This window comes from Thiothrix subterranea (assembly GCF_016772315.1).
GTDB lineage: Bacteria > Pseudomonadota > Gammaproteobacteria > Thiotrichales > Thiotrichaceae > Thiothrix > Thiothrix subterranea.
Window position 1 is genome coordinate 2,588,656 of sequence record NZ_CP053482.1, and the last position, 20,212, is coordinate 2,608,867.

Below are 20,212 nucleotides of genomic sequence, written 5' to 3' on the forward strand. Positions count from 1 at the left end.
TTGTTGAAAGTACTTTTTGCCTTATTTTATAGTAAATTTAATTCCTAGTAAAAAGGTAGGAATTTGGTGGACTTGTGTAGGGTTATTTTGTAAGGAGTACGCTGATGTTCAACGACACCCCAAGCACAACCGATTCTATCCCTTGGCATAGCCTTGCACCGCAGGTTGCTTTGCAACAGCTTGATACCCAAGAACAAGGTTTGAGTATCGCATCTGCTAAATTACGCTTGCGGCAACACGGCTTTAATCGATTTGCCACACCGCAACGCGCTGGTTTCTTCAACCGCTTGCTGCACCAATTTCACCATCATTTTATTTACATTTTGCTCTTAGCCGCGACACTGACGCTGATGTTGCAGTTGTGGCTGGATACTTTGGTAATTCTGGGAGTGGTCGTACTCAATATTGTGTTGGGTTTGCTGCAAGAGCGGCGCACGGCGAAAACGTTGGAAGCGGTGCAGCGCTTATTGTCACCCACCGCGCCGGTATTGCGTGATGGGCAAGTACAAGCGTTGCCCGCTGAGCAGCTTGTGCCGGGTGATGTGGTGTTATTGGAAGCCGGGAATCAAGTGCCAGCGGATGTGCGTTTGCTGCACAGCGACGGTTTGCAGTTGGATGAATCGGTCTTAATGGGGTATTCCGCCCCTGTTTTGAAAGGCATTAGTCCTTTGGATGCTGATACTGCCCTGCCAGACCGCAGCAATATGGCGTATGCGGGAACGTTGGTATTGGCAGGGCAAGGGCGGGGTGTGGTGGTTGCCACTGGGTCACGTACCGAATTGGGGATGCTGAATGCCTTGCTGGATAGTAACGAGCCGTATGCTACCCCACTGGGTGATGAATTAAAGCGCCTGATGAATGCGGTGGCCTTGGTATTGGCAGCAGCAGCGGCTTTGATTTTGTTGATTGGCTGGTTGACGCCGGGGGTGAGCGGACATAGCCCGCAGGGGTTGTTGCAAGCGATGGCGAGTTTTGCAGTCGCGATTGTGCCGGAAGGTTTACCGGCGTTGTTTGCGATTATGTTGGCGATCAGTGTCAGGCGTTTGGCGCGACAGGATGTGATGGTGCGCCAGCTTGCTGCCGTGGAAACCTTGGGAACGGTGAGCGTGGTGTGTACGGATAAAAGCCATACCCTGACCCGTCATGAATTAACCGTGCAAAAGGTGATTACCCCGCGTGGTGGCGTGCGCTTGCAGGGAGCGGGGTATGCCCCACAAGGCGCTATTTTGCGCGAAAGTTTTGAGCTGCCCGAACACGATGACCGCGCTGATTTGCAACGTTTAGCCCAAGCCGCTGTATTAGCCAGTGACGCACAGTTGCAGCAGTTGGATAAACACTGGCGAGTGCTGGGCGACCCCTTGGATGGGGCATTGCTGGTAATGGCGCATAAATGTGGGGTGGAGCCTGACGCATTGCGGCAGCAATTTACCCGCCTGGCAAGTATTCCATTTGATCGAACTTACCGCTATGCGGCGACGCTAAGTCAAGATGCAACGGGGGCGCAGTATGTGGCGTTGAAAGGCGCACCCGAAGCCATTTTGCCGCGTTGCAGTCATGTGCAAACCGATACGGGTCTTGAGCCATTGCAACAAGATGTCTGGGAAGACAAACTGAAAAAGCTTGCGGAAGAGGGCATGAAGCCGTTGGTGATTGCCAGCCGCCAACCCGACGCACTGTTGCAAACCCTAACGCATCAGGATGTGGGCTACGGGATGGTGTTATTGGGTGTGGTGGGCATCGGCGACCCGCCGCAAGCGTCAGCATTGGCAGCGGTACAAGCCTGCCAAGAAGCGGGATTGTCCGTCAAAATGCTGACGGGGGATCACGCGCTGACTGCTTGCGCCTTAGCCAAACAAGTGGGCATTGGTGACGGTGAAACGGTGTTAACCGGCGCTGATTTGGACGCATTGGATGAGAATGCCTTGCGAGAAACGGTGATGCACGTTGATGTGTTTGCGCGGTTACGCCCGGAACAAAAATTACGTTTAGTCAAAGCCTTGCAAGCACACGGTGAGCGCGTGGTAATGCTTGGCGGTGGGGTGAACGATACGCCCGCACTGGAACAGGCGGATGTTGGGGTGGCTCCCGGTATTCATGGCACGGAAGCCGCTAGGCAGTCAGCGGAAATCGTGTTGATGCGTGATCAGTTGCCCATGCTGATGACGGCAGTGCAGGAAGGCCGTCAGGTCTTTCAGAATTTTTACAAAATGGTGCAATTCATGTTGCCGACCAATGGCGCACAAGCCGCTGCCATTATTTTGGCGTCATGGTTTGGCTTGGCATTGCCGCTGATGCCGGTGCAAGTGTTGTGGGTCAATTTGGTGACGGCGGGTATTTTGGCACTCACCTTGGCGTTTGAAAAAGCGGCGTTACCGGTTGCTCGCGGGCAACCCATCGAACAGCCGGTGGGATCGTTAATCAGTGGCTTCTTGGTGTGGCGGCTGTTGTTGGTATCGGGGCTGCTCTTGGTGAGTGTATTAGCCATTTTCCACTGGGAATTGCAGCGCGGTGAAACCTTGGAGGCGGCTCGCACGGCAGCGCTGAATACCTTGGTAATCGGGCAGATTTTCTACTTGTTGAGTGTGCGCCATGCGAGTGAACCGGGGTGGCAATGGGCAAGCTTGCGTGAAAATCCGTGGTTATTAGCCGCGATTGTCTCCGTATTGGTATTACAGGGGTTGTTTACGTATATGCCTGCTTTTCAGGGCGTATTTGGCACGGATGCAATTGATTTGTATGCGTGGTTCTGGATAGTCGGCGTTGGTTCATTGGTTTTTGTGGTCGTGGAGTTTGAAAAGGCAATGCAACGTAATGTGGAAGGTTGGGGGCGTGCCGTTTTGATTTACCTGTTACGGCATTTTGACCCGCGTTTCTGGCGGGAAAAAGGTTTGCGTTGGACGCTGCAATTTTTCCTGATTATTTTCTTGGTCACGCAGGCGCTCTTGATGTTTTTGTGGAGCCGTGACCCGGATACCTTTGACGTGCGTGCCAATGCGCGGCAGATGGTGGGTGTTAGTGCGAATGAGCCGTTGCGCCCCGGTGTTATTACCACCGCTACCTTGGTGCACATTGCCAATACGTTATTGGATAAGCCCGGTGGTTATTTGAGTAATGATGTGACCCCGCCAGGCATTGTTATGGACAATATTCCGAACTGGGAATTGGGTGTATTGACCCAACTGCGGGATATGTCGCTGGCAATGCGGGATGATTTGAGCCGTTCGCAATCACAGTCAGCCGCCGACCCGGACTTGGTGAGGGCGCAATTGCGGTTGAATACTGATGGCAAGCTGTGGTTATTTCCCCCGACAGAAAGCCAATTCAATGATGGCGCGGAAGCATTGGAGGCGTATTTGCAGCGCTTGCAGCAAGGTCAGGCACAGTTTTATGCACGTTCGGATAACCTGAATAACTGGTTGAATAAGGTGCAACGCCAAATGGGTTCGCTATCCATTGCCTTGAGTGCCAGCGTTGGTATTCGCCAAGTGAAAGAAGAGGGCGCGGCGATGCAACGTGACGGCAGTGCGACACCCGTACCCGGCATTGAGTTGCAACCCGAAGTGTTACCGGCAACCGATGACCCTAATGAAGTGATCGTGAAAACCCCGCGTTTAAAGGTTGACGATGTGTTTTATCAAGCACGGGGGCAAACTTGGGCGCTGTTACATTTATTGAAAGCGATTGAAGCTGATTTTGAGGATATTCTGCGTCAGAAAAATGCTTTGGTGAGTTTGCGCCAAATCATTAATAAGCTGGAAGATACACAAGCCATGATATGGAGTCCGGTTATCCTCAATGGCAGTGGTTACAGTTTTGTGGCTAACCATTCCTTGGTGATGGCATCGCAAATTTCACGGGCGAATGCGGCATTGATGGATTTGGGTATTTTGTTGCGGGAAGGTTAGGCGTATTTTGATTCTGGCGTTGCATCGAATAAATCGAATGCAACGTTAGAAATAATCCACTATGAAATCCATCAGCACCTGCTTATACTGCGCCCATTCCAATCAGTTTTATAGATTGTTAAGTAATTGTTAAATTGTTTTTTCTCAAAAGGAGCTTCCCATGTTTGAAAATAAAGAAGGTCAACGCATTCCTAGCGTCACATTCCGTACTCGCCAAAACAATGCGTGGGTCGATGTATCCAGCGACGCGCTGTTTGCGGGCAAGACTGTCATCGTTTTCTCACTGCCGGGTGCATTTACCCCGACGTGTTCTTCTACCCACGTTCCGCGTTATAACCAATTGGCGGATACCTTCAAGCAAAATGGCGTGGATGAAATTATCTGCATGTCGGTCAACGACACGTTTGTCATGAACGAGTGGAAAGTTGACCAGAAAGCCGACAAAATTACCTTCATCCCAGACGGCAACGGCGAATTCACCGACGGCATGGGGCTGCTGGTTGATAAGCAAGACATCGGTTTCGGCAAGCGTTCATGGCGTTATTCCATGCTGGTAAAAGACGGCGTGGTTGCTAAAATGTTTATCGAACCCAACAAACCGGGCGACCCGTTTGAAGTGTCTGACGCTGATACCATGCTGGCTTATGTTGCACCACAAGCGACTGCCCCGGCTGACGTTGTAGTATTCACACGCCCAGGATGCCCGTTCTGCGCCAAAGCTAAGGGTCTGTTGCATGACGCTGGCGTTGATTTCGACGAACTGGTATTGAACCAAGACTACACTAACCGCAGTTTGCGTGCAGTTACAGGCGTTGACATGGTGCCACAAGTCTTTATCAACGGCGCGTTGATTGGCGGTTCGGACAAACTCGAAGCGTGGTTGAGCGCACGATAAGACCCCTCGATAGGTAGAGACGCAAAATTTTGCGTCTCTACGGCTGGTTGTATAAAGTACAGCAAGAATTACGGAGAACAGCATGAGCCAACATTACGATTTAATCGCCATCGGCGCGGGCAGCGGTGGTTTGTCAGTGGTCGAAAAGGCTGCGAAACACGGCGCGAAGTGCGCGGTCGTGGAAGTCAATGACGACCTCGGCGGTACGTGCGTCAATCGGGGTTGTGTCCCCAAAAAAGTGATGTGGTTTGCCGCGAACTTGGTTCATGCCCAGCACGATGCGCAGGATTACGGTTTCGCTACCGTTCCCGGCAAGCTCGATTGGGGCAAGCTGGTGAACAAGCGCGACAATATGATCGGTGGCATTACCGACTGGTACATGGATAGCTTTTTGTCCGAAGCGGGCATTGACCTGATCCAAGGGCAAGCGCGTTTTGTTGATGCAAAAACGCTGGAAGTGAACGGCGAAACCTATACCGCTGACCATATCGTGATTTCCACGGGTGGTCGCCCGATTGTGCCAACGGATATTCCCGGTGCAGAACACGGCATCAGCTCCGACGGCTTTTTTGAGCTGGACGAGCAGCCTGAAAAAGTCGCGGTGGTTGGCGGCGGTTACATTGCGTTGGAATTAGCGGGCGTGTTGAATGCCCTCGGTTCAGAAACGCACATGCTGCACCAAGGTTTCCCCGTGTTGATCGGTTTCGATAGCTTGATGCAGAAAACACTGCGCACGCAAATGGAACATGACGGCATTGTGTTCAATGACACGGCGAAAATTGCCAGCGTGGAAAAGCAGGCTGACGGCAAACTTACCGTGAACTATGCCGATGGCAGCACGTTAAGTGATCTGGATCAGTTGTTGTGGGCGATTGGTCGCAAGACTAATACCGACGATATTGGTTTGGAAAACATTGGTTTGCCACTCGCGCCCGGTGGGTTCATCGACGTAAACGACTATCAGGAAACCAGCGTTCCCGGTGTTTACGCGATTGGTGACATTATCAATAAGCGCGGTGTGCAACTGACCCCGGTAGCGATTGCCGCCGGTCGTCGCCTCGGTGATCGTTTATTCGGTGGCATGAAAGACCGCAAGGTCGATTACAGCCTGATTCCAACCGTGATGTTCACGCATCCGCCGATTGGCACGATTGGTTTGTCGGAAGAAGCGGCGCGGGAAAAATACGGCGATGCGGTGAAGGTGTACAGCACCGAATTCACCCCAATGTATTATTCCTTCGTCAAGCACAAAGCTAAGACCGCAATGAAGCTGGTGGTGGTCGGTGCGGAAGAAAAGATCGTTGGTTGCCACGCGATTGGCGTGGGTGTGGATGAAATGATGCAAGGTTTTGCGGTTGCTATCCGCATGGGTGCGACTAAGCAGGACTTTGACGACACCATTGCGATTCACCCCGTCAGCGCCGAAGAAATGGTTACGATGAAATAATGTCGGGAAGAGGGCGACCAGCCGGTCGCCCCTACCGGGGATAATATTCGTAGGGGCGACCGGCTGGTCGCCCTTTTCGTTTCGGTTAAGTTATTTCCGCAGCAAACTCACGCCACCCATCACCAACGCCATCCCCGCCAAATGAAACCAGCCAAACGGTTCACCCAATAACCACACCGCCAGTAAAATCGTCAATACGGGACCAACCGTGCCCACAATGCTGGTTTTCGCCGCGCCAATCCGGTGAATCGCTTCGCTTACCATGAAACTCGGCAATAAGGTGCTGAATATCGCCAGCAATACCGCATAACCCCATACCGGCAAGGGCAGTTTTCCCAAATCGGCTAACGCATGTGTCAGCAGAAATTGCACAAAAATAAACCCTGTGGACACCAACATAGCGATGCTGGTGAACAATAAACTGCCTAATTTACCAATCAAGTGCTTGCTGAATACCACGTAAAACGCAAACGTCAACGCCGCCAATGTCACCAGTGTTACACCTAGTGCGGCATTATTCGTGTTCCATGCCGCTTCGTGCGCGTACAGCAATAAAATGCCACCGTAAGTTAACACCAATGCACTCACAATTTGCCAAGTGATTTTTTCCCGCAAAAACAACCAGCCTAGCAAGGTGGTCATGATCGGGTAGGTATACAACGTCAAGCGTTCGAGTTGTGCGGAAATGTATTGCAAGCCCTCCATGTCCAGCCAAGAAGCGAGGTAATAGCCCATGAAACCCAAGCCGGTCAGCATGAGCAATTCCCTTGGTACGGGTTTGACCACATCCGCTTGGCGCAACAGCCATAGCAGCATTCCGGCGTAAAACGGCAACGCAATCAACATGCGCAAGGTTAGCAAAGTGGTGGTATCCACCCCGTATGCGTAAGCCAATTTGATGAAAATCGACTTGAGCGCAAACAAGGCCGTGCCGCCAATTGCCAGCGTTAAACCGAATTGCGTGGTATTTTTTTGCATCATCCACTCCAAAGCCAAAAATAATCCATGCACGGTGCATGGAGCTGGCTAAAATACCCCAATCGCGTTACTGACAGGAATTTTATGTTGTGGCTAAAACCAACTTTTGCGGGTGTGTGCTTATGCTTGATGGCTGGTTTCACCACGGTGGCACGCGCTGAAACCCCCGCATGGCACAAAGTGGCTTACCAAGTGCCAGCGGAATCGTCCATCGCACAATTGGCGCATAAACATTACGATTTGTTTGCGTTTTTTCTGAGCAATGCGCTGCATGGCGAGGGCAAAACCACCTTCTTGCAAGTGAGCGAACAGGTGCGCAATAAAATTCAGTGGCGCGACGCTAACGGCAAGAATGATTATTTGCAGGCGTTTATTCGCTCGTACCCGTTTGTGAAAAAAGCCGATTTGCAGGGGATGCCGGATAGCATTTTGTTGATTGCGTATCTGGAGTCGCAGTGGCATGGCAAAAAAGGTAAAAAATCCGCCGATTACGGCTATTGGCAATTAACCCCGGAAGTGTTGAAAGAAATTCAGACGCTGGATTATGTCAGTGATGCCATTAAAACCACGGGCATCAATAAATTACGCTCAAATGCCAGCTTGAGTACGCAGGCGGCGCAAGTGCATTTGCACCGTTACCATTTCTATTTTGCGGATGTGGCAGGCTTTGCGGAAAGCGATGCGTGGTTATTGACGTTTACCGCGTATAACTGGGGTTCGGGCAATGTCAAACGTCTGATTGCGGACATGGAAAGTCGCGGAATAGCGTTGAATTTTGCCAATTTTTACCATGAGCTTTATGCGCAACACCTCAAGCAGCCGAGCGATAGATCCTTGAAAGCGGCCGTGGAATACGTGCCGAGTTTGTGGAATATCGCGCAACTGCTCAAAGATGCGCATTAAGTCGTTTAAGCCGTGTACAGCAAAAATGGCTCACGGGCGGCTTCCCATGCTTGTTCGTCGGGCAGGGTGAGTGCATCCAAATCTGCCGGGGTGGCTTGCGGGTCATCCACCCATTCGCGTAGCAAGGTGGAGCCGTTGATTACGTCAATCGCGAGTTTGCCGAATTCGTATTCGTAGGGGAAATCCCGCCACAGCGGATAATCAGGGTACAACTGGCGAATCGCTTTGAACGCCAACGCTTGCACGCGCCAAGGGCGGAACGCGGCGTGGTCGTAATGCGGCGCTTCGACGTGGATTTGCACCCCCGCACACAGTTTGCCCGCGTGTTTGTGGAAGGTGGGTTCAAACCAGCATTCACGCAAGCGACAGCCGTGCAGCCAGTGCGGGGCAAGGGTTTGCATGGTGTGAATAATGGCGCGAGCGTCAAGGTCGGGTGCGCCGAACAATTCCAGCGGGCGGGTCGTGCCGCGCCCTTCCGAGAGGGTGGTGCCTTCCAGCATCACCGTTCCGGCGTAGCAACGTGCCATGAATAGGTTGGGGGCGTTGGGGCTGGGGTTGATCCATTCTCGTTCACCCAGTGGCCAGCCGTAGCCGGGTGCTTGCTTGGGTTGCCAGCCTTCCATGCCGATTACGCGGTATTCGAGCGTGAGCTTGAGTTCGCGGATAAACCATAAACCCAACTCGCCCATCGTTAAGCCGTGACGCATCGGCATTGCGCCCGCGCCGACGAAGCTTTCCCAGCCCGTGCGCAAGGTTAAGCCTTCCACGGGGCGACCGGCAGGATTGGGGCGATCGAGTACCCACACGCTTTTGCCGTGTTGTTCGGCAGCTTCCAACACATAGCGCAGGGTGGTGATGAAGGTGTAAATGCGGCAACCCAAGTCCTGCAAATCCACCAGCAAGACGTCGAAGGTGTCGAGCATCGCGGGAGTAGGGCGGCGCACTTCCCCGTACAGGCTGAAAATCGGAATGCCGTGTTGCGGGTCGATCACATCTGGCGATTCCATCATATTGTCTTGTTTGTCGCCTTTAATGCCGTGTTGCGGGCCGAATGCGGCAGTGAGGTGAATGTCCGGCAACGCGGCGAGTGCATCCAGCGAATGGGTCAAGTCGGCGGTGACGGAGGCCGGGTGCGCGAGCAGGGCAACCCGTTTGCCGTGCAAGGGGGCGCGAAGGCTGGCATCGTTTAGAAAGCGGTCAAGACCAAATTGCATGTACAAATCCGTCATTATGGTGGAAGTCCGGGCGTGTGGCGGGATGCTGCAATGCCCAGTAGGACTTTTCGCCGCTGGTGGTTTCCAGCACCGCTGTTATCCCCAATTGCCAAGGCTGTTGGGTGCAATTGTCGGGTAAATCAGCGCTGGCAAGCAAGGCTTCCAACACGAATTCATTGCCGCGTACTGCGGTACTGATCACGGGCGGCTGTTGCGCTTGCCATGCCAGCCGTTCTCGGTAAGCCCTGAATGCATACGCTGCCCATTGGCTCGAAGGCGAAAAGTTGAACTCATGATAACGGTTTTCACCCAACACGCGAATGAATGTTTCAAAGCAGGTGTGTTCCCACAGGCCATCGGTGGCGGTCGGGGCTTGCGGGCGGGGAATGTTGAGTGCGGCGAGTGTGCCGCTGAGGGTGTAACGCAGGTGCAAGCCGCCTTTGGTGGGTGTTATTTGCACCTGCAACGCATCGACGGCAGGGCAGGGGGTGCTGGGATGGCAATGCAGGCTTAGCACGGTGGGCAACTCAGGCGAATGCAAGCTCGCCGCCTTTGTCCTGATGCATTTTCAGGAAACGCGCGGTGATCATGTCCATCGTCGCAATGTGTTGTTGTAACCAAGCGGGTAATTCGGTTTCGAGATAATGGCGCAAGGCGGGCAGGTCGCGGGTGGCTTTCCAGTGGTCGAACGCGCTGGTCATGGCGCTGAGGGCGAGGTCGTGTTCATCTTTGTGTACCGGGTAAGGGCGGAATTCGATGATCAACATATTGCGGTTTTCTTGCTCGAAATGCGTGGTGGTGTGCTGGAGCAGTGCGTCGAGGTGTGCGTCGATGCTGGCAATATCCGGCGTTGCCTGTGCCAGCAAGGTGTAAAGATTGTTGAGCATGACCCGCTCTTCTTCGTGGAGTTGGGTCATGGCGGGGATTTCCTGTGGCATGAAAGCGTTTTCAGCAATGTGCATGGTGAGGTTTTTCCTGATAAAGCGATGGACGCAAAGTGTGATGTAGCGGGATGGGAATTTCAATTATCCTTAATTTGCCGATTGCGCTAATGTTAAAATCGCGGATTAACTACTTTGCAAATCGCGGAACTTTTATTGTCAAAATCGCGGGTGATCTATGGTATAAAGGCTAAAAGACTCAGGATACTCACTATGCCCCAGTTTCAATATTCCCGCTGGCAACAACACATCATCAGTAAAGCGCTGCAATCCCGCCGTGTGCTGGTATTAGCTGGCTCGCGCCAATGTGGGAAAACCACGCTTGCCCGCGCGATTGCTACCGATGCAACGGTTTACCGCACTCTGGACGACACCACATTGCTGGCAGCCGCGCTAAGCGACCCGCACGGTTTTGTCCGGCACGGCGATAATCTGATGATTATTGACGAGGTGCAAAAAGCCCCCGTGCTATTGCCAGCCATTAAGCAGGATGTGGATGTTCAGCAATTGCCGGGGCGCTTCCTGCTGACTGGCTCTGCCAATATCCAAGCATTACCCGGTGTTTCTGAATCACTGGCGGGGCGGATACGCAAAATCCGCTTACGTCCGCTGGCGCAGGGTGAAATCAAAGGTGTGCCAGCGCATTTTCTGCCTAACGCTTTTGCAGAAACCTTTCTGCCCAATAGCAGCTTGCAGGCAACTGGGGAATATTCGCTGAAAGATCGCTATATCCTGCTGGCATTGCGTGGTGGCTACCCGGAGGTGGTGCGCCAATCGGAGGAGCGCGAAGCGCGGCGCTGGCTGAACGATTACCTTGATGCTTTGCTAGACCGTGATTTGCAGGACATTATCAATATCCGGCGGCGTGACAGTATGGTATTGCTGGTAGAAGTCTTGGCAGCATGGTCGAGCAAATTCATGGATATTGCGGGCATTGGCACGGGGTTAGCACTGGCTCGCGCCACTATCCAAACGTACATCAATGCGCTGGAAGCCCTGTATTTGGTGGAACGGGTGCGCCCGTGGACAAAAACGGATTACGAGCGGGTTAGCAAACAAGACAAACTGTTCATGACTGATACGGGCTTGATGGCGGCGGTATTACGCTGGCGTTTCGATAAGGTGCGGTTGGATGGTGAGAAAAACGGCAAGCTGCTTGAAACGTTTGTTTTCACCCAACTGGCAGCACAACGGGATGCGCAAGAAGAAGACTATCAGCTTTACCATTACCGCGACCGCGAACAGCGCGAGGTCGATTTCATTGTCGAAAACGAAGACGGCGATTTGTTGGGTATTGAGGTTAAGGCGGGGTCAGCCGTCAGCAAGGACAGTTTCAAACACTTGTATTGGTTTCGTGACCATATGGCGAAAAGTAAGCGGTTTGTTGGGGTGGTGGTGTATACGGGGGAACATGTTGTGCCGTTTGGGGCGGGGATGTGGGCAGTGCCGATTAGTGTGTTGTGGGGGGCGTAATCAGCAACGCATACAAGCGTTCTGCAATCGGTGCAAACCCCGCATATTGCTGCTGCAAGCGTTCCAACAGCGGCAGGTTTTGCTGAATAGCTTGTTCCACGGCTGCATCACTCGCCTCAATTTGTTGCGTATCAAGCAGGCAATGGTGGCGGGCAAACGTGTGCAACACCTTGCGTTTAGGCCAGCGTTTCGAGCCGGTCAGGGTCAATGCCATCGTGTCGTGCGGCAAATACGGAACGGTGCTAACCAGATCAAATACCGGCGCGAGTGTGCGCGTCATCGCGGGTATTTCACCCACACGAAAGTCTTGCAGCCGTGAATAAAGTACTCCAAGGTTTTTCAGATGCGCATCGCCATTTCTGATCCTGACATTGAGATAGGTGAGTTTGTACAGGTCATGTAATGCCTGTCGATGATGTTCCGCCGACACGAATTGGCGGATGGTATTGGCACAACTTTCCAGTGAACTGTCATATTTTTGCTTTGTGCCTTTGGCTTGAAGCACGCAAAAATCTTCAAAGCCCAAGGCTTCGCCGTTGCTGTCAATGTCGAAACGCTGACTGATCAGCAGCTTGGCGTTGTCGCTGAGGTAACACACCGGCACGGTCAACCCCGCGTCTTTGGCAATGCTCATGCACAGGTATTCGTTGCAGCCCAGATGCGGGTAATCCTCCCCCCAGCTTTTGACGATGTAGTGTTCCAGCGGCAAAGTCAGATGCCCTTGCAGGTCGAGTAAGACTTTGGGTTGTACCCCAGCAACACCGGATTGTTGGGCGTAACGTTGCAATAATTCACTGAATAGGTTGGCATCGGGGTTGTTCAGCAAGGCTTGCAGAGTTAAGGGCTGGTCAGTGGGATGGTGCAAGGGCTGGTCGGCGAGTGCGTAAGCCATGCGCCCGATTTGGTGTGTGCCGAGAATGGTGAGCAGGGTCAGGTCGTCGCTGCCGTATTGCTTGGCGGTCATGCGCTCCAAGGCTTCGCGCAATGTGCCTTCGGGCAGGTTCATCTGAAAAATGGGGTGCAGTTGTGTGTAGCTGTAGCTTTCGTGACGTAGTGGCATGGTCAGCGATAAGGCTTCGCGAGCATCGTGGCGGTAGCTGAAAACGTGGTGTTGCTGGTTGGCACTCAAGCGTCCGGTGAGTGCCGGTTGCGAACCGTGTCCGGTGTAAACGTCGACTTCAGCCATGTTGTTGTGCCTTTAAATCGTCGAGCGTGGGTAAGCCTACATCTTTGGTGGTGAGGGTTTTGCCCAGTACCATCAATACGCGCTCGACTTTGCGGATGCCAAGGTCGTTGAAATCGTTGCGTTCGAGTGCGCCGATGGTGGTGCGGTCGAGATGGCACAGGTCGGCAAGTTGTTGCTGGCTCCAGCCGCGTGCTTTGCGGGCGGAGCGGATGGTTTCACCGATGGCTGCTAACATGATGGTTATACTCATCAAAATAGGGATTTTTAGGATTATTGATGAATATTTACATCTTTTCAAGCATGTTAAGAACTTGGGCTGTAGCTGGCTTGATCTTCGTGAATCGTATTCCCCTGCAACGCATACGGGCTGATCAACCTCACGCCGGGAATACCTTTGAAATCATCAACATTGGTAGTCAGGATGCTATAACCCTGCACCAACGCCGTCGCCGCAATTTGCAGGTCATGCACATTCAAATTACTACGCCGCTGTTGCCCCAAGGCTTGCGCATACAACTCAGCGTAGGTGCGTGCTACTTCGGTATCAAAATCCAGTACCGGAATGCTATTGAGGATGCTCTCGGCATAAGTATGCCGGTGCATGTATTCCTCCGGGGTTTTGGCAAGCTTAACCCCAGCAAGCAGTTCTGATACCGTGATCGCAGCAATGAACACTGGCTCGGTTTGCAACACCGGGATTGCTCCCAGTTCCAGCCGTCCGTTTTCCGCGTCAATGAAAACATTGGTATCAATGATCAATCCCATGCTGATGTCGGCAACGTTGCCGCCTCACGGATGGTGCGCAGGTCTTGGCTGAATGCGCGTTTTTCTTCCTGACTGAGACTATGGCGTTTCAACAACCTGTCCAAGTCTGCCAAAGTTGCGCCATTGCTGATCACGGGGACAAGCTGGGCAACGTCTTGATTGCCGCGTGTAATGATCAGGCGGGAGCGGGATACGCGCACCTGATCAATGGCGGAAGCGAGATTCCGCGCCAGTTCAGTGGCGGAAATCCGGGGGGTGAGCAGGTTTGCCATTGTGTTACCTCAACTACTTATTATTTGTATTATACATAAAATATGTATTTTGACGAGTGGGAATAATATTCGTGCTCACGCCACTATTCAGCGCACACCTACCCGTACTGGTGCAACCCCGCACCATTAAAGTGCTGACACTATTTACGAAAAACCCCAAAAAACCGCATTATTTCCCATGTGCGCTTGCAACATTGTCGACATTTATTGATAATCCACCACTTCTAGCGTCTGCTTAGGGTGCGGGCGCATTTCCCCTCAAGAGCGTTGTTGCAGCACATGAAAATCACAAAAGGTCTGGATTTGCCCATTACGGGTAAGCCGGAACAAGCGGTTTATGCACACCCTGCCCCCCAGACGGTTGCCGTGTTGGGGCGTGACTTCCACGACTTGCGCCCTGCTTTGCAAGTTCAGGAAGGGGATCGGGTAAAACGTGGACAAGTTCTGTTCACTGACCGCAAGAGTCCGGGCGTTAATTTCACTTCACCGGGCGGCGGTGTCATCAAAGCGATCAACCGTGGCGCAAAACGGGTGTTGAACTCGGTCGTCATTCAGTTGGATGCGCAGGAAGAGGCGGTCAGTTTCCCCGCCTATTCCCCTGAGCAATTGTCGACACTGGATGCCGATACCATCCGCCAGCAATTGCTGGATTCCGGGCAGTGGATTGCGTTTCGTACCCGGCCTTACAGTAAAGTTCCTAAAGCGGACAGCATTCCCACCTCTATTTTCGTGACCGCGATTGATACCTACGCGATGGCAGCCGACCCCTTGATCGTGATTAACGAACAGGCAGAAGCGTTTCGCAGTGGCTTGCAAGTGATTGCCAAACTCGCGCCGCAAGTGTTTGTTAATCATGCGGAAGGGGCAACAATACCGCGTGTTGAAGCCAACCACATCCGTTACAACGGTTGGTCGGGGCCGCACCCGGCGGGTTTACCCGGTACGCACATCCATTTCCTTGATCCCGTCAGCGAACACAAAACCGTGTGGCACATCGGCTATCAGGATGTGATTGCGATTGGCAAGCTTTTCACCACCGGCACGCTGTACGTGGAACGCATTATTTCACTGGCAGGCCCAACGGTATTAAAGCCGCGCTTGCTGCGTACCCGTTTGGGCGCAAGCACCGATGACATTGTGGAAGGGCAACTCGATTGCCAGCAATGCCGCGTGATTGCCGGTTCATTGTTGGCGGGGTTCCGTGCAGCGGGTTGGAGCGCGTATCTGGGGCGTTACACCGTGCAAGTGGCGGTGATTGCCGAAGGGCAGCCGCGCTTGTTCCTGCATTGGTTGAACCCCTTGCTCAAGCAGTTTTCCATCCTCAATGTGTTTTTGCGCCCCGATGTGCGGCACGCCAGTTTTGCGATGACGACCACGCAACACGGCAGTCACCGTGCGATGGTGCCGATTGGCAATTACGAGGAAATCATGCCGTTGGATATTTTGCCGACGCAATTGCTGCGTTCCTTGCTGGTACGCGACACGGTAATGGCGCAACAGCTCGGCGCGTTGGAACTCGATGAAGATGACCTCGCCCTGTGTACTTTCGTGTGTCACAGCAAATACGAATACGGCCCCGCGTTACGCGACTGCCTGCGAATGCTGGAAAAGGGGGAATAAGCGATGACGGATAAATTACGCCGCCTGCTCGACAAGGTTGAGCCGAAATTCACTAAAGGCGGTAAATATCACAAGTATTACGGCCTGTTTGAAATGGTCGATACCCTGCTGTACAGCCCGCCGAACCGCACCATCGGCGCACCGCATGTGCGCGACGCGCTCGATCTGAAACGGGTAATGGGCTATGTGTGGCTGGCAACCTTCCCCGTGATGTTCATGGCGTGTTTCAACACCGGCTATCAGGCGAATCTGGCGATGCAGTCCATGGGGCTGGAACACGCGGAAGGCTGGCGCGGCACGCTCATGGACATGATTGGCTACGACCCGAAAAGCTTTTTCGATAACTTTTTCCACGGCCTACTGTATTTCCTGCCCGTTTACATGACCACGTTTATCGTGGGCGGGATTGCGGAAGTGGTGTTCGCGCTGGTGCGTGGGCATGAAGTCAACGAAGGTTTCTTTGTCACTTCTATCCTGTATTCACTGGTAATGCCACCGGATATTCCGTTGTGGATGGTGGGCTTGGGCATTTTGTTCGGAGTCATTATTGGCAAGGAAGTGTTCGGCGGTACGGGTAAAAACTTTATCAACCCGGCACTGGCGGGGCGGGCGTTCCTGTTCTTTGCGTACCCCGCGTTTATGTCCGGCGATGCGGTGTGGGTAGCGGTTGACGGTTATTCCGGTGCAACCACGCTGTCTGCGGCAGCGGCTGGCGGAATGCAGGCAGTAACAGTGAGCTGGTGGGATGCCTTTATCGGGCTGGAACCCGGTTCCTTGGGCGAAACCTCAACGCTGGCAATCCTGATTGGCGGGGCGTTTTTGTTGTTCACCAAGATTGCGAGTTGGCGCATTGTGTCGGGCGTGATGTTCGGCATGGTCATGATGACGATTTTGCTGAATACCATTGGTAGCGATACCAACCCAATGTTTGCCATGCCTTGGTGGTGGCATTTGGTCACGGGTGGCTTTGCGTTCGGGATGATCTTTATGGCGACTGATCCGGTGACAGCGGCGCATACCGACACCGGACGTTGGTGGTATGGCGTGCTGATTGGGGTAATGGTCATCCTGATTCGCGTGGTGAATCCGGCGTTCCCCGAAGGCATGATGCTGGCGATTTTGTTTGCGAATATGTTCGCGCCACTGATGGATTACGGGGTGATGAAAGCCAATATCAAACGCCGCCTGAAGCGTCAAGCAGCCAATGCGGGAGCGAAATCATGAAACTCGTGCGTCAATTTTTAGACTTACCCAATGACAGCAAAGTGAAAACCTACGGGGTAGCGTTGCTGTTGTGTCTGGTGTGTTCGGTCGCCGTTTCTGCTGCTGCCGTGGCCTTAAAGCCGGTGCAGGACGAAAACAAATTGCTGGACAAGAAAAAGAACATTCTGCAAATCGCTGGTTTAGCCAAACCGGGGCAGTCGGTGGAGGAAGCCTTCAAACAGGTGGAAGCCAAAGTGGTCGACCTGCAAACCGGCGCATACGTGGAGGGGATTGATGCCAACACCTTTGATGCGCGTGCGGCCTCCGTCGACCCCAAACAAAACCTAGTGCTGACGAAGGAGCAAGACATTGCATCCATCAAACGCCGAGCCAAATATGCCACCGTTTATTTGGTGAAAGATACGCAGGGTCAGGTGCAGAAAATTATCCTGCCGATCTACGGCTACGGTTTGTGGTCAACCCTGTACGGTTTCGTTGCGTTGCAAGGCGATGCCAATACCGTAGTCGGTTTGGGTTTCTATGAACACGCCGAAACGCCGGGCTTGGGTGGCGAAGTCGATAACCCGCAGTGGAAGGACAAGTGGCCGGGCAAGCAGGTATTTGATGCCAACGGTAACGTGGCTATCCGCGTCACCAAGATGGCAGCGACGGAAGGCGAAAAAGCCACGCACGAAATTGATGCCCTCTCTGGTGCAACGTTGACCAGCAACGGTGTCAATAACCTCGTTAAATTCTGGATGGGTGCTGACGGTTTTGGCCCCTACCTGCAAAAATTCCGTAAGGGAGGTGGCGCATGAAATCTGAAACCAGCAAGGTTATTACGACCCCTTTGGTCGCCAATAACCCGATTACCCTACAAATCCTCGGCATCTGTTCCGCCTTGGCTGTCACTAGCTCACTGAAAACGGCGTTGTTAATGGCGGTCGCGTTGACCACGGTAACGGCGTTTTCCAATGCTTCTATCAGTGCTATCCGCAACCACATTCCCAGCAGTATCCGCATTATTGTGCAGATGACCATCATTGCGTCACTGGTTATCGTGGTGGATCAGTTGATGAAGGCGTATGCGTTTAGCACTGCCAAGCAATTGTCGGTATTCGTCGGTTTGATCATTACCAACTGCATCGTCATGGGGCGGGCAGAAGCCTATGCCATGCAAAACCCGCCGGGGATGAGTTTCCTTGACGGGATTGGCAATGGTTTGGGTTACAGCCTGATACTGATTATTGTGGCAGTCATCCGCGAATTGTCTGGTTCAGGGTCACTGCTGGGGTATGAAATTTTCACGCTGGTCAAAAATGGTGGGTGGTACGAACCCAACGGCTTGATGCTGTTGCCGCCGAGTGCGTTCTTTATCATCGGTATGTTGATTTGGGTTATCCGCACCCGATACCCAGAACAGTGTGAAGTTCACGACTTCAAGATTCATGAGAAACACGGACTGGGGAATCGCTGATATGGAAGCCATGTTAAGTCTGTTTATCAAAGCCGTGTTCATTGAGAACATGGCACTCACCTTCTTTTTGGGGATGTGTACCTTCATCGCCATTTCCAAAAAGATTGAAACGGCGGTGGGGTTGGGGATTGCGGTGGTGATTGTGCAAGCGATTACCGTACCTGCCAACAATCTGATCCTCAATGTCTTTTTGAAAGAAAGCGCCTTGTTGCAGGGGGTCGACCTGCGCTTTTTGGGCTTGATTAGCTACATTGCGGTGATTGCGGCGATTGTGCAGGTGCTGGAAATGGTACTGGATAAATTCGTGCCAGCGCTGTACCAAGCCTTAGGGGTATTCCTGCCACTGATTACGGTCAACTGCGCGATTCTGGGCGGTGCGTTATTCATGGTAGAACGCGATTACACGTTCGCGGAAAGCGTGGTCTACGGTTTCGGCAGCGGTTTTAGCTGGATGCTGGCCATTGTGGTGCTGGCGGGTGTACGCGAACGCCTGAAATACAGCGATGTCCCCGCCGGTTTACAAGGGCTGGGGATAATTTTTATTACGGTCGGGCTGATGTCGTTGGGCTTCATGTCCTTCTCTGGCATCCAGTTATAAGGGGTAACACGCAATGACAACCGTTATATTGGGCGTAGCCCTGTTTACCCTGATGATTATTGGCTTGGTATACGGCATTTTGTTTGCGCGTTCCAAACTGGTGGCAACGGGCGATATTCGCATTCTGGTGAATGGCGAAAAAGAACTGATCGTGAAACCCGGCACGAAATTGCTGGGCGCATTGGCGGAAAAAGGCTTGTTCGTGTCGTCTGCCTGTGGCGGTGGCGGTACGTGTGCGCAATGCCGCGTAAAAGTGCTGGAAGGCGGCGGTACGTTACTGGCGACTGAGGAAGGTCACATTAACCGCCGTCAAGCAGCCGAAGGTGAACGTTTAGCCTGCCAAGTTGCCGTCAAGCAAGACATGAAAATCGAAGTGCCCGATGAAGTTTTCGGTGTGAAAAAGTGGGAATGCACAGTGCGTTCCAACGAGAATAAAGCTACGTTTATCAAAGAATTGGTGGTGGAGTTGCCGAAGGGTGAAAAAATCGACTTCCGTGCCGGGGGTTATATTCAGATCGAATGCCCGCCGCACGATTTGAAGTATTCCAGCTTTGATATTCCACCCAAGTTCCGCGATGATTGGGACAAATACAAGCTGTGGGATATTGAATCGCACGTTGAAGAGCCGGTATTGCGTGCTTATTCCATGGCAAGTTACCCCGAAGAAGACGATATTGTGATGCTCAATGTGCGCATTGCGACCCCGCCACCGGGTAAGAATGATCTGCCACCGGGCAAAATGTCGTCGTTCATTTTCAACCTCAAACCGGGTGATAAAGTCACGGTTTCAGGGCCTTACGGTGAATTCTTTGCGCGTAAGACGGATAATGAAATGGTGTTTATCGGCGGTGGCGCGGGCATGGCTCCGATGCGTTCGCACATTTACGACCAGTTACGCCGCTTGAAAAGTAAGCGCAAAATGTCATTCTGGTACGGGGCGCGGAGTTTGCGGGAAGCGTTTTACGTGGATGAATTTGACACGTTAGCAGCAGAAAACCCGAACTTTACCTGGCACATGGGTTTATCAGAACCGCAGCCTGAAGATAATTGGACGGGATACGTCGGATTTATTCACGATGTACTTTATAAAAATTATTTGAAAGATCATGCTGCACCAGAAGAGTGCGAATATTATTTGTGTGGGCCACCGATGATGAATGCGGCTGTCGTTAGAATGCTATTGGATATTGGCGTGGAGCGCGAAAACATTTTGTTGGATGATTTTGGCGGTTAATGTTATTTGCTGAATAGCATTGATGTGGGTTAAGTTGTTGATTGGTATGTAAAGAGCGGGGTGGACATCCACCCCGAACCGCTAGGAGGAAATGGGTTAGT

The 20,212-nt window shown here is 52.6% G+C and carries 19 protein-coding genes; 11 read left to right on the forward strand and 8 right to left on the reverse strand.

Features of this window, described 5'->3' with window-relative positions:
* The first annotated feature begins 104 nt into the window (after window positions 1–104).
* The 3 genes from HMY34_RS12785 to gorA all read left to right on the forward strand — a co-directional run bounded on the left by HMY34_RS12785 (window position 105) and on the right by gorA (window position 6,247).
* Window positions 105–3,905 (forward strand): HAD-IC family P-type ATPase, encoded by a 3,801-nt coding sequence (locus tag HMY34_RS12785; protein WP_202715864.1) that lies wholly within the window; start codon window positions 105–107, stop codon window positions 3,903–3,905.
* Between the two features lie 160 nt (window positions 3,906–4,065).
* On the forward strand, window positions 4,066–4,800 hold the full coding sequence (locus HMY34_RS12790) for a glutathione peroxidase (protein ID WP_202715865.1): 735 nt from the start codon (window positions 4,066–4,068) through the stop codon (window positions 4,798–4,800).
* An 82-nt stretch (window positions 4,801–4,882) separates the two neighbouring features.
* Window positions 4,883–6,247 carry a glutathione-disulfide reductase gene (gene gorA / locus HMY34_RS12795; protein WP_202715866.1) on the forward strand — a complete coding sequence of 455 codons (1,365 nt, stop codon included), beginning with the start codon at window positions 4,883–4,885 and terminating at the stop codon, window positions 6,245–6,247.
* Window positions 6,248–6,337: 90 nt separating this feature from the next.
* Here gorA and HMY34_RS12800 read toward each other — a convergent pair whose 3' ends face one another.
* Complete coding sequence (locus HMY34_RS12800) at window positions 6,338–7,225, reverse strand: DMT family transporter (protein WP_228287848.1); 888 nt, start codon at window positions 7,223–7,225, stop codon at window positions 6,338–6,340.
* An 84-nt stretch (window positions 7,226–7,309) separates the two neighbouring features.
* On the opposite strand from HMY34_RS12800, the gene HMY34_RS12805 reads away from it, so the two are divergent.
* Window positions 7,310–8,128, forward strand: a complete 819-nt coding sequence (locus HMY34_RS12805) for a transglycosylase SLT domain-containing protein (RefSeq protein ID WP_228287849.1) — start codon at window positions 7,310–7,312, stop codon at window positions 8,126–8,128.
* A 5-nt stretch (window positions 8,129–8,133) separates the two neighbouring features.
* Here HMY34_RS12805 and HMY34_RS12810 read toward each other — a convergent pair whose 3' ends face one another.
* The 3 genes from HMY34_RS12810 to HMY34_RS12820 are packed head-to-tail and all read right to left on the reverse strand — an operon-like array spanning window position 8,134 to window position 10,304.
* On the reverse strand, window positions 8,134–9,357 hold the full coding sequence (locus HMY34_RS12810) for an exo-beta-N-acetylmuramidase NamZ family protein (protein WP_228287850.1): 1,224 nt from the start codon (window positions 9,355–9,357) through the stop codon (window positions 8,134–8,136).
* The gene (locus HMY34_RS12815) at window positions 9,326–9,883 is read right to left on the reverse strand and encodes a DOMON-like domain-containing protein (protein WP_202715868.1); all 558 of its coding nucleotides are present in this window, start codon (window positions 9,881–9,883) and stop codon (window positions 9,326–9,328) included. The genes HMY34_RS12810 and HMY34_RS12815 overlap by 32 nt, the downstream gene beginning before the upstream one ends.
* The gene (locus HMY34_RS12820) at window positions 9,870–10,304 is read right to left on the reverse strand and encodes a bacteriohemerythrin (protein WP_202715869.1); all 435 of its coding nucleotides are present in this window, start codon (window positions 10,302–10,304) and stop codon (window positions 9,870–9,872) included. The genes HMY34_RS12815 and HMY34_RS12820 overlap by 14 nt, the downstream gene beginning before the upstream one ends.
* Window positions 10,305–10,496: 192 nt before the next feature.
* Here HMY34_RS12820 and HMY34_RS12825 point away from each other — a divergent pair, with 192 nt between their 5' ends.
* Window positions 10,497–11,756, forward strand: a complete 1,260-nt coding sequence (locus tag HMY34_RS12825) for an ATP-binding protein (RefSeq protein ID WP_202715870.1) — start codon at window positions 10,497–10,499, stop codon at window positions 11,754–11,756.
* Here the strand turns inward: HMY34_RS12825 and HMY34_RS12830 are convergent.
* The 4 genes from HMY34_RS12830 to HMY34_RS12845 form a co-directional block, all read right to left on the reverse strand.
* A complete protein-coding gene (locus HMY34_RS12830; protein ID WP_202715871.1) occupies window positions 11,734–12,942 on the reverse strand; it encodes a type II toxin-antitoxin system HipA family toxin in 1,209 nt (402 codons plus the stop codon). The two genes, HMY34_RS12825 and HMY34_RS12830, sit on opposite strands and share 23 nt — an antisense overlap.
* On the reverse strand, window positions 12,935–13,177 hold the full coding sequence (locus tag HMY34_RS12835; RefSeq protein ID WP_202715872.1) for a helix-turn-helix transcriptional regulator: 243 nt from the start codon (window positions 13,175–13,177) through the stop codon (window positions 12,935–12,937). The genes HMY34_RS12830 and HMY34_RS12835 overlap by 8 nt, the downstream gene beginning before the upstream one ends.
* A 68-nt stretch (window positions 13,178–13,245) precedes the next feature.
* The gene (locus tag HMY34_RS12840; protein ID WP_202715873.1) at window positions 13,246–13,707 is read right to left on the reverse strand and encodes a type II toxin-antitoxin system VapC family toxin; all 462 of its coding nucleotides are present in this window, start codon (window positions 13,705–13,707) and stop codon (window positions 13,246–13,248) included.
* Entirely contained in the window at window positions 13,698–13,979 is a 282-nt protein-coding gene (locus HMY34_RS12845; protein WP_093066346.1) for a type II toxin-antitoxin system Phd/YefM family antitoxin, read from the reverse strand. Before HMY34_RS12845 ends, HMY34_RS12840 begins: the two co-directional genes overlap by 10 nt.
* A gap of 279 nt (window positions 13,980–14,258) precedes the next feature.
* Here HMY34_RS12845 and HMY34_RS12850 point away from each other — a divergent pair, with 279 nt between their 5' ends.
* The 6 genes from HMY34_RS12850 to nqrF are packed head-to-tail and all read left to right on the forward strand — an operon-like array spanning window position 14,259 to window position 20,111.
* Complete coding sequence (locus HMY34_RS12850) at window positions 14,259–15,599, forward strand: Na(+)-translocating NADH-quinone reductase subunit A (RefSeq protein ID WP_093066344.1); 1,341 nt, start codon at window positions 14,259–14,261, stop codon at window positions 15,597–15,599.
* A 3-nt stretch (window positions 15,600–15,602) separates the two neighbouring features.
* Entirely contained in the window at window positions 15,603–16,823 is a 1,221-nt protein-coding gene (locus HMY34_RS12855; RefSeq protein WP_202715874.1) for an NADH:ubiquinone reductase (Na(+)-transporting) subunit B, read from the forward strand.
* Entirely contained in the window at window positions 16,820–17,620 is an 801-nt protein-coding gene (locus tag HMY34_RS12860; RefSeq protein ID WP_202715875.1) for a Na(+)-translocating NADH-quinone reductase subunit C, read from the forward strand. Before HMY34_RS12855 ends, HMY34_RS12860 begins: the two co-directional genes overlap by 4 nt.
* Window positions 17,617–18,279: an NADH:ubiquinone reductase (Na(+)-transporting) subunit D gene (locus tag HMY34_RS12865; protein WP_093066338.1), complete on the forward strand. Its 663-nt coding sequence runs from the start codon at window positions 17,617–17,619 to the stop codon at window positions 18,277–18,279. The genes HMY34_RS12860 and HMY34_RS12865 overlap by 4 nt, the downstream gene beginning before the upstream one ends.
* Window position 18,280: 1 nt before the next feature.
* The gene (gene nqrE, locus HMY34_RS12870; RefSeq protein ID WP_202715876.1) at window positions 18,281–18,877 is read left to right on the forward strand and encodes an NADH:ubiquinone reductase (Na(+)-transporting) subunit E; all 597 of its coding nucleotides are present in this window, start codon (window positions 18,281–18,283) and stop codon (window positions 18,875–18,877) included.
* Between the two features lie 13 nt (window positions 18,878–18,890).
* On the forward strand, window positions 18,891–20,111 hold the full coding sequence (nqrF, locus tag HMY34_RS12875; RefSeq protein ID WP_202715877.1) for an NADH:ubiquinone reductase (Na(+)-transporting) subunit F: 1,221 nt from the start codon (window positions 18,891–18,893) through the stop codon (window positions 20,109–20,111).
* The last annotated feature ends 101 nt before the right edge of the window (window positions 20,112–20,212 follow it).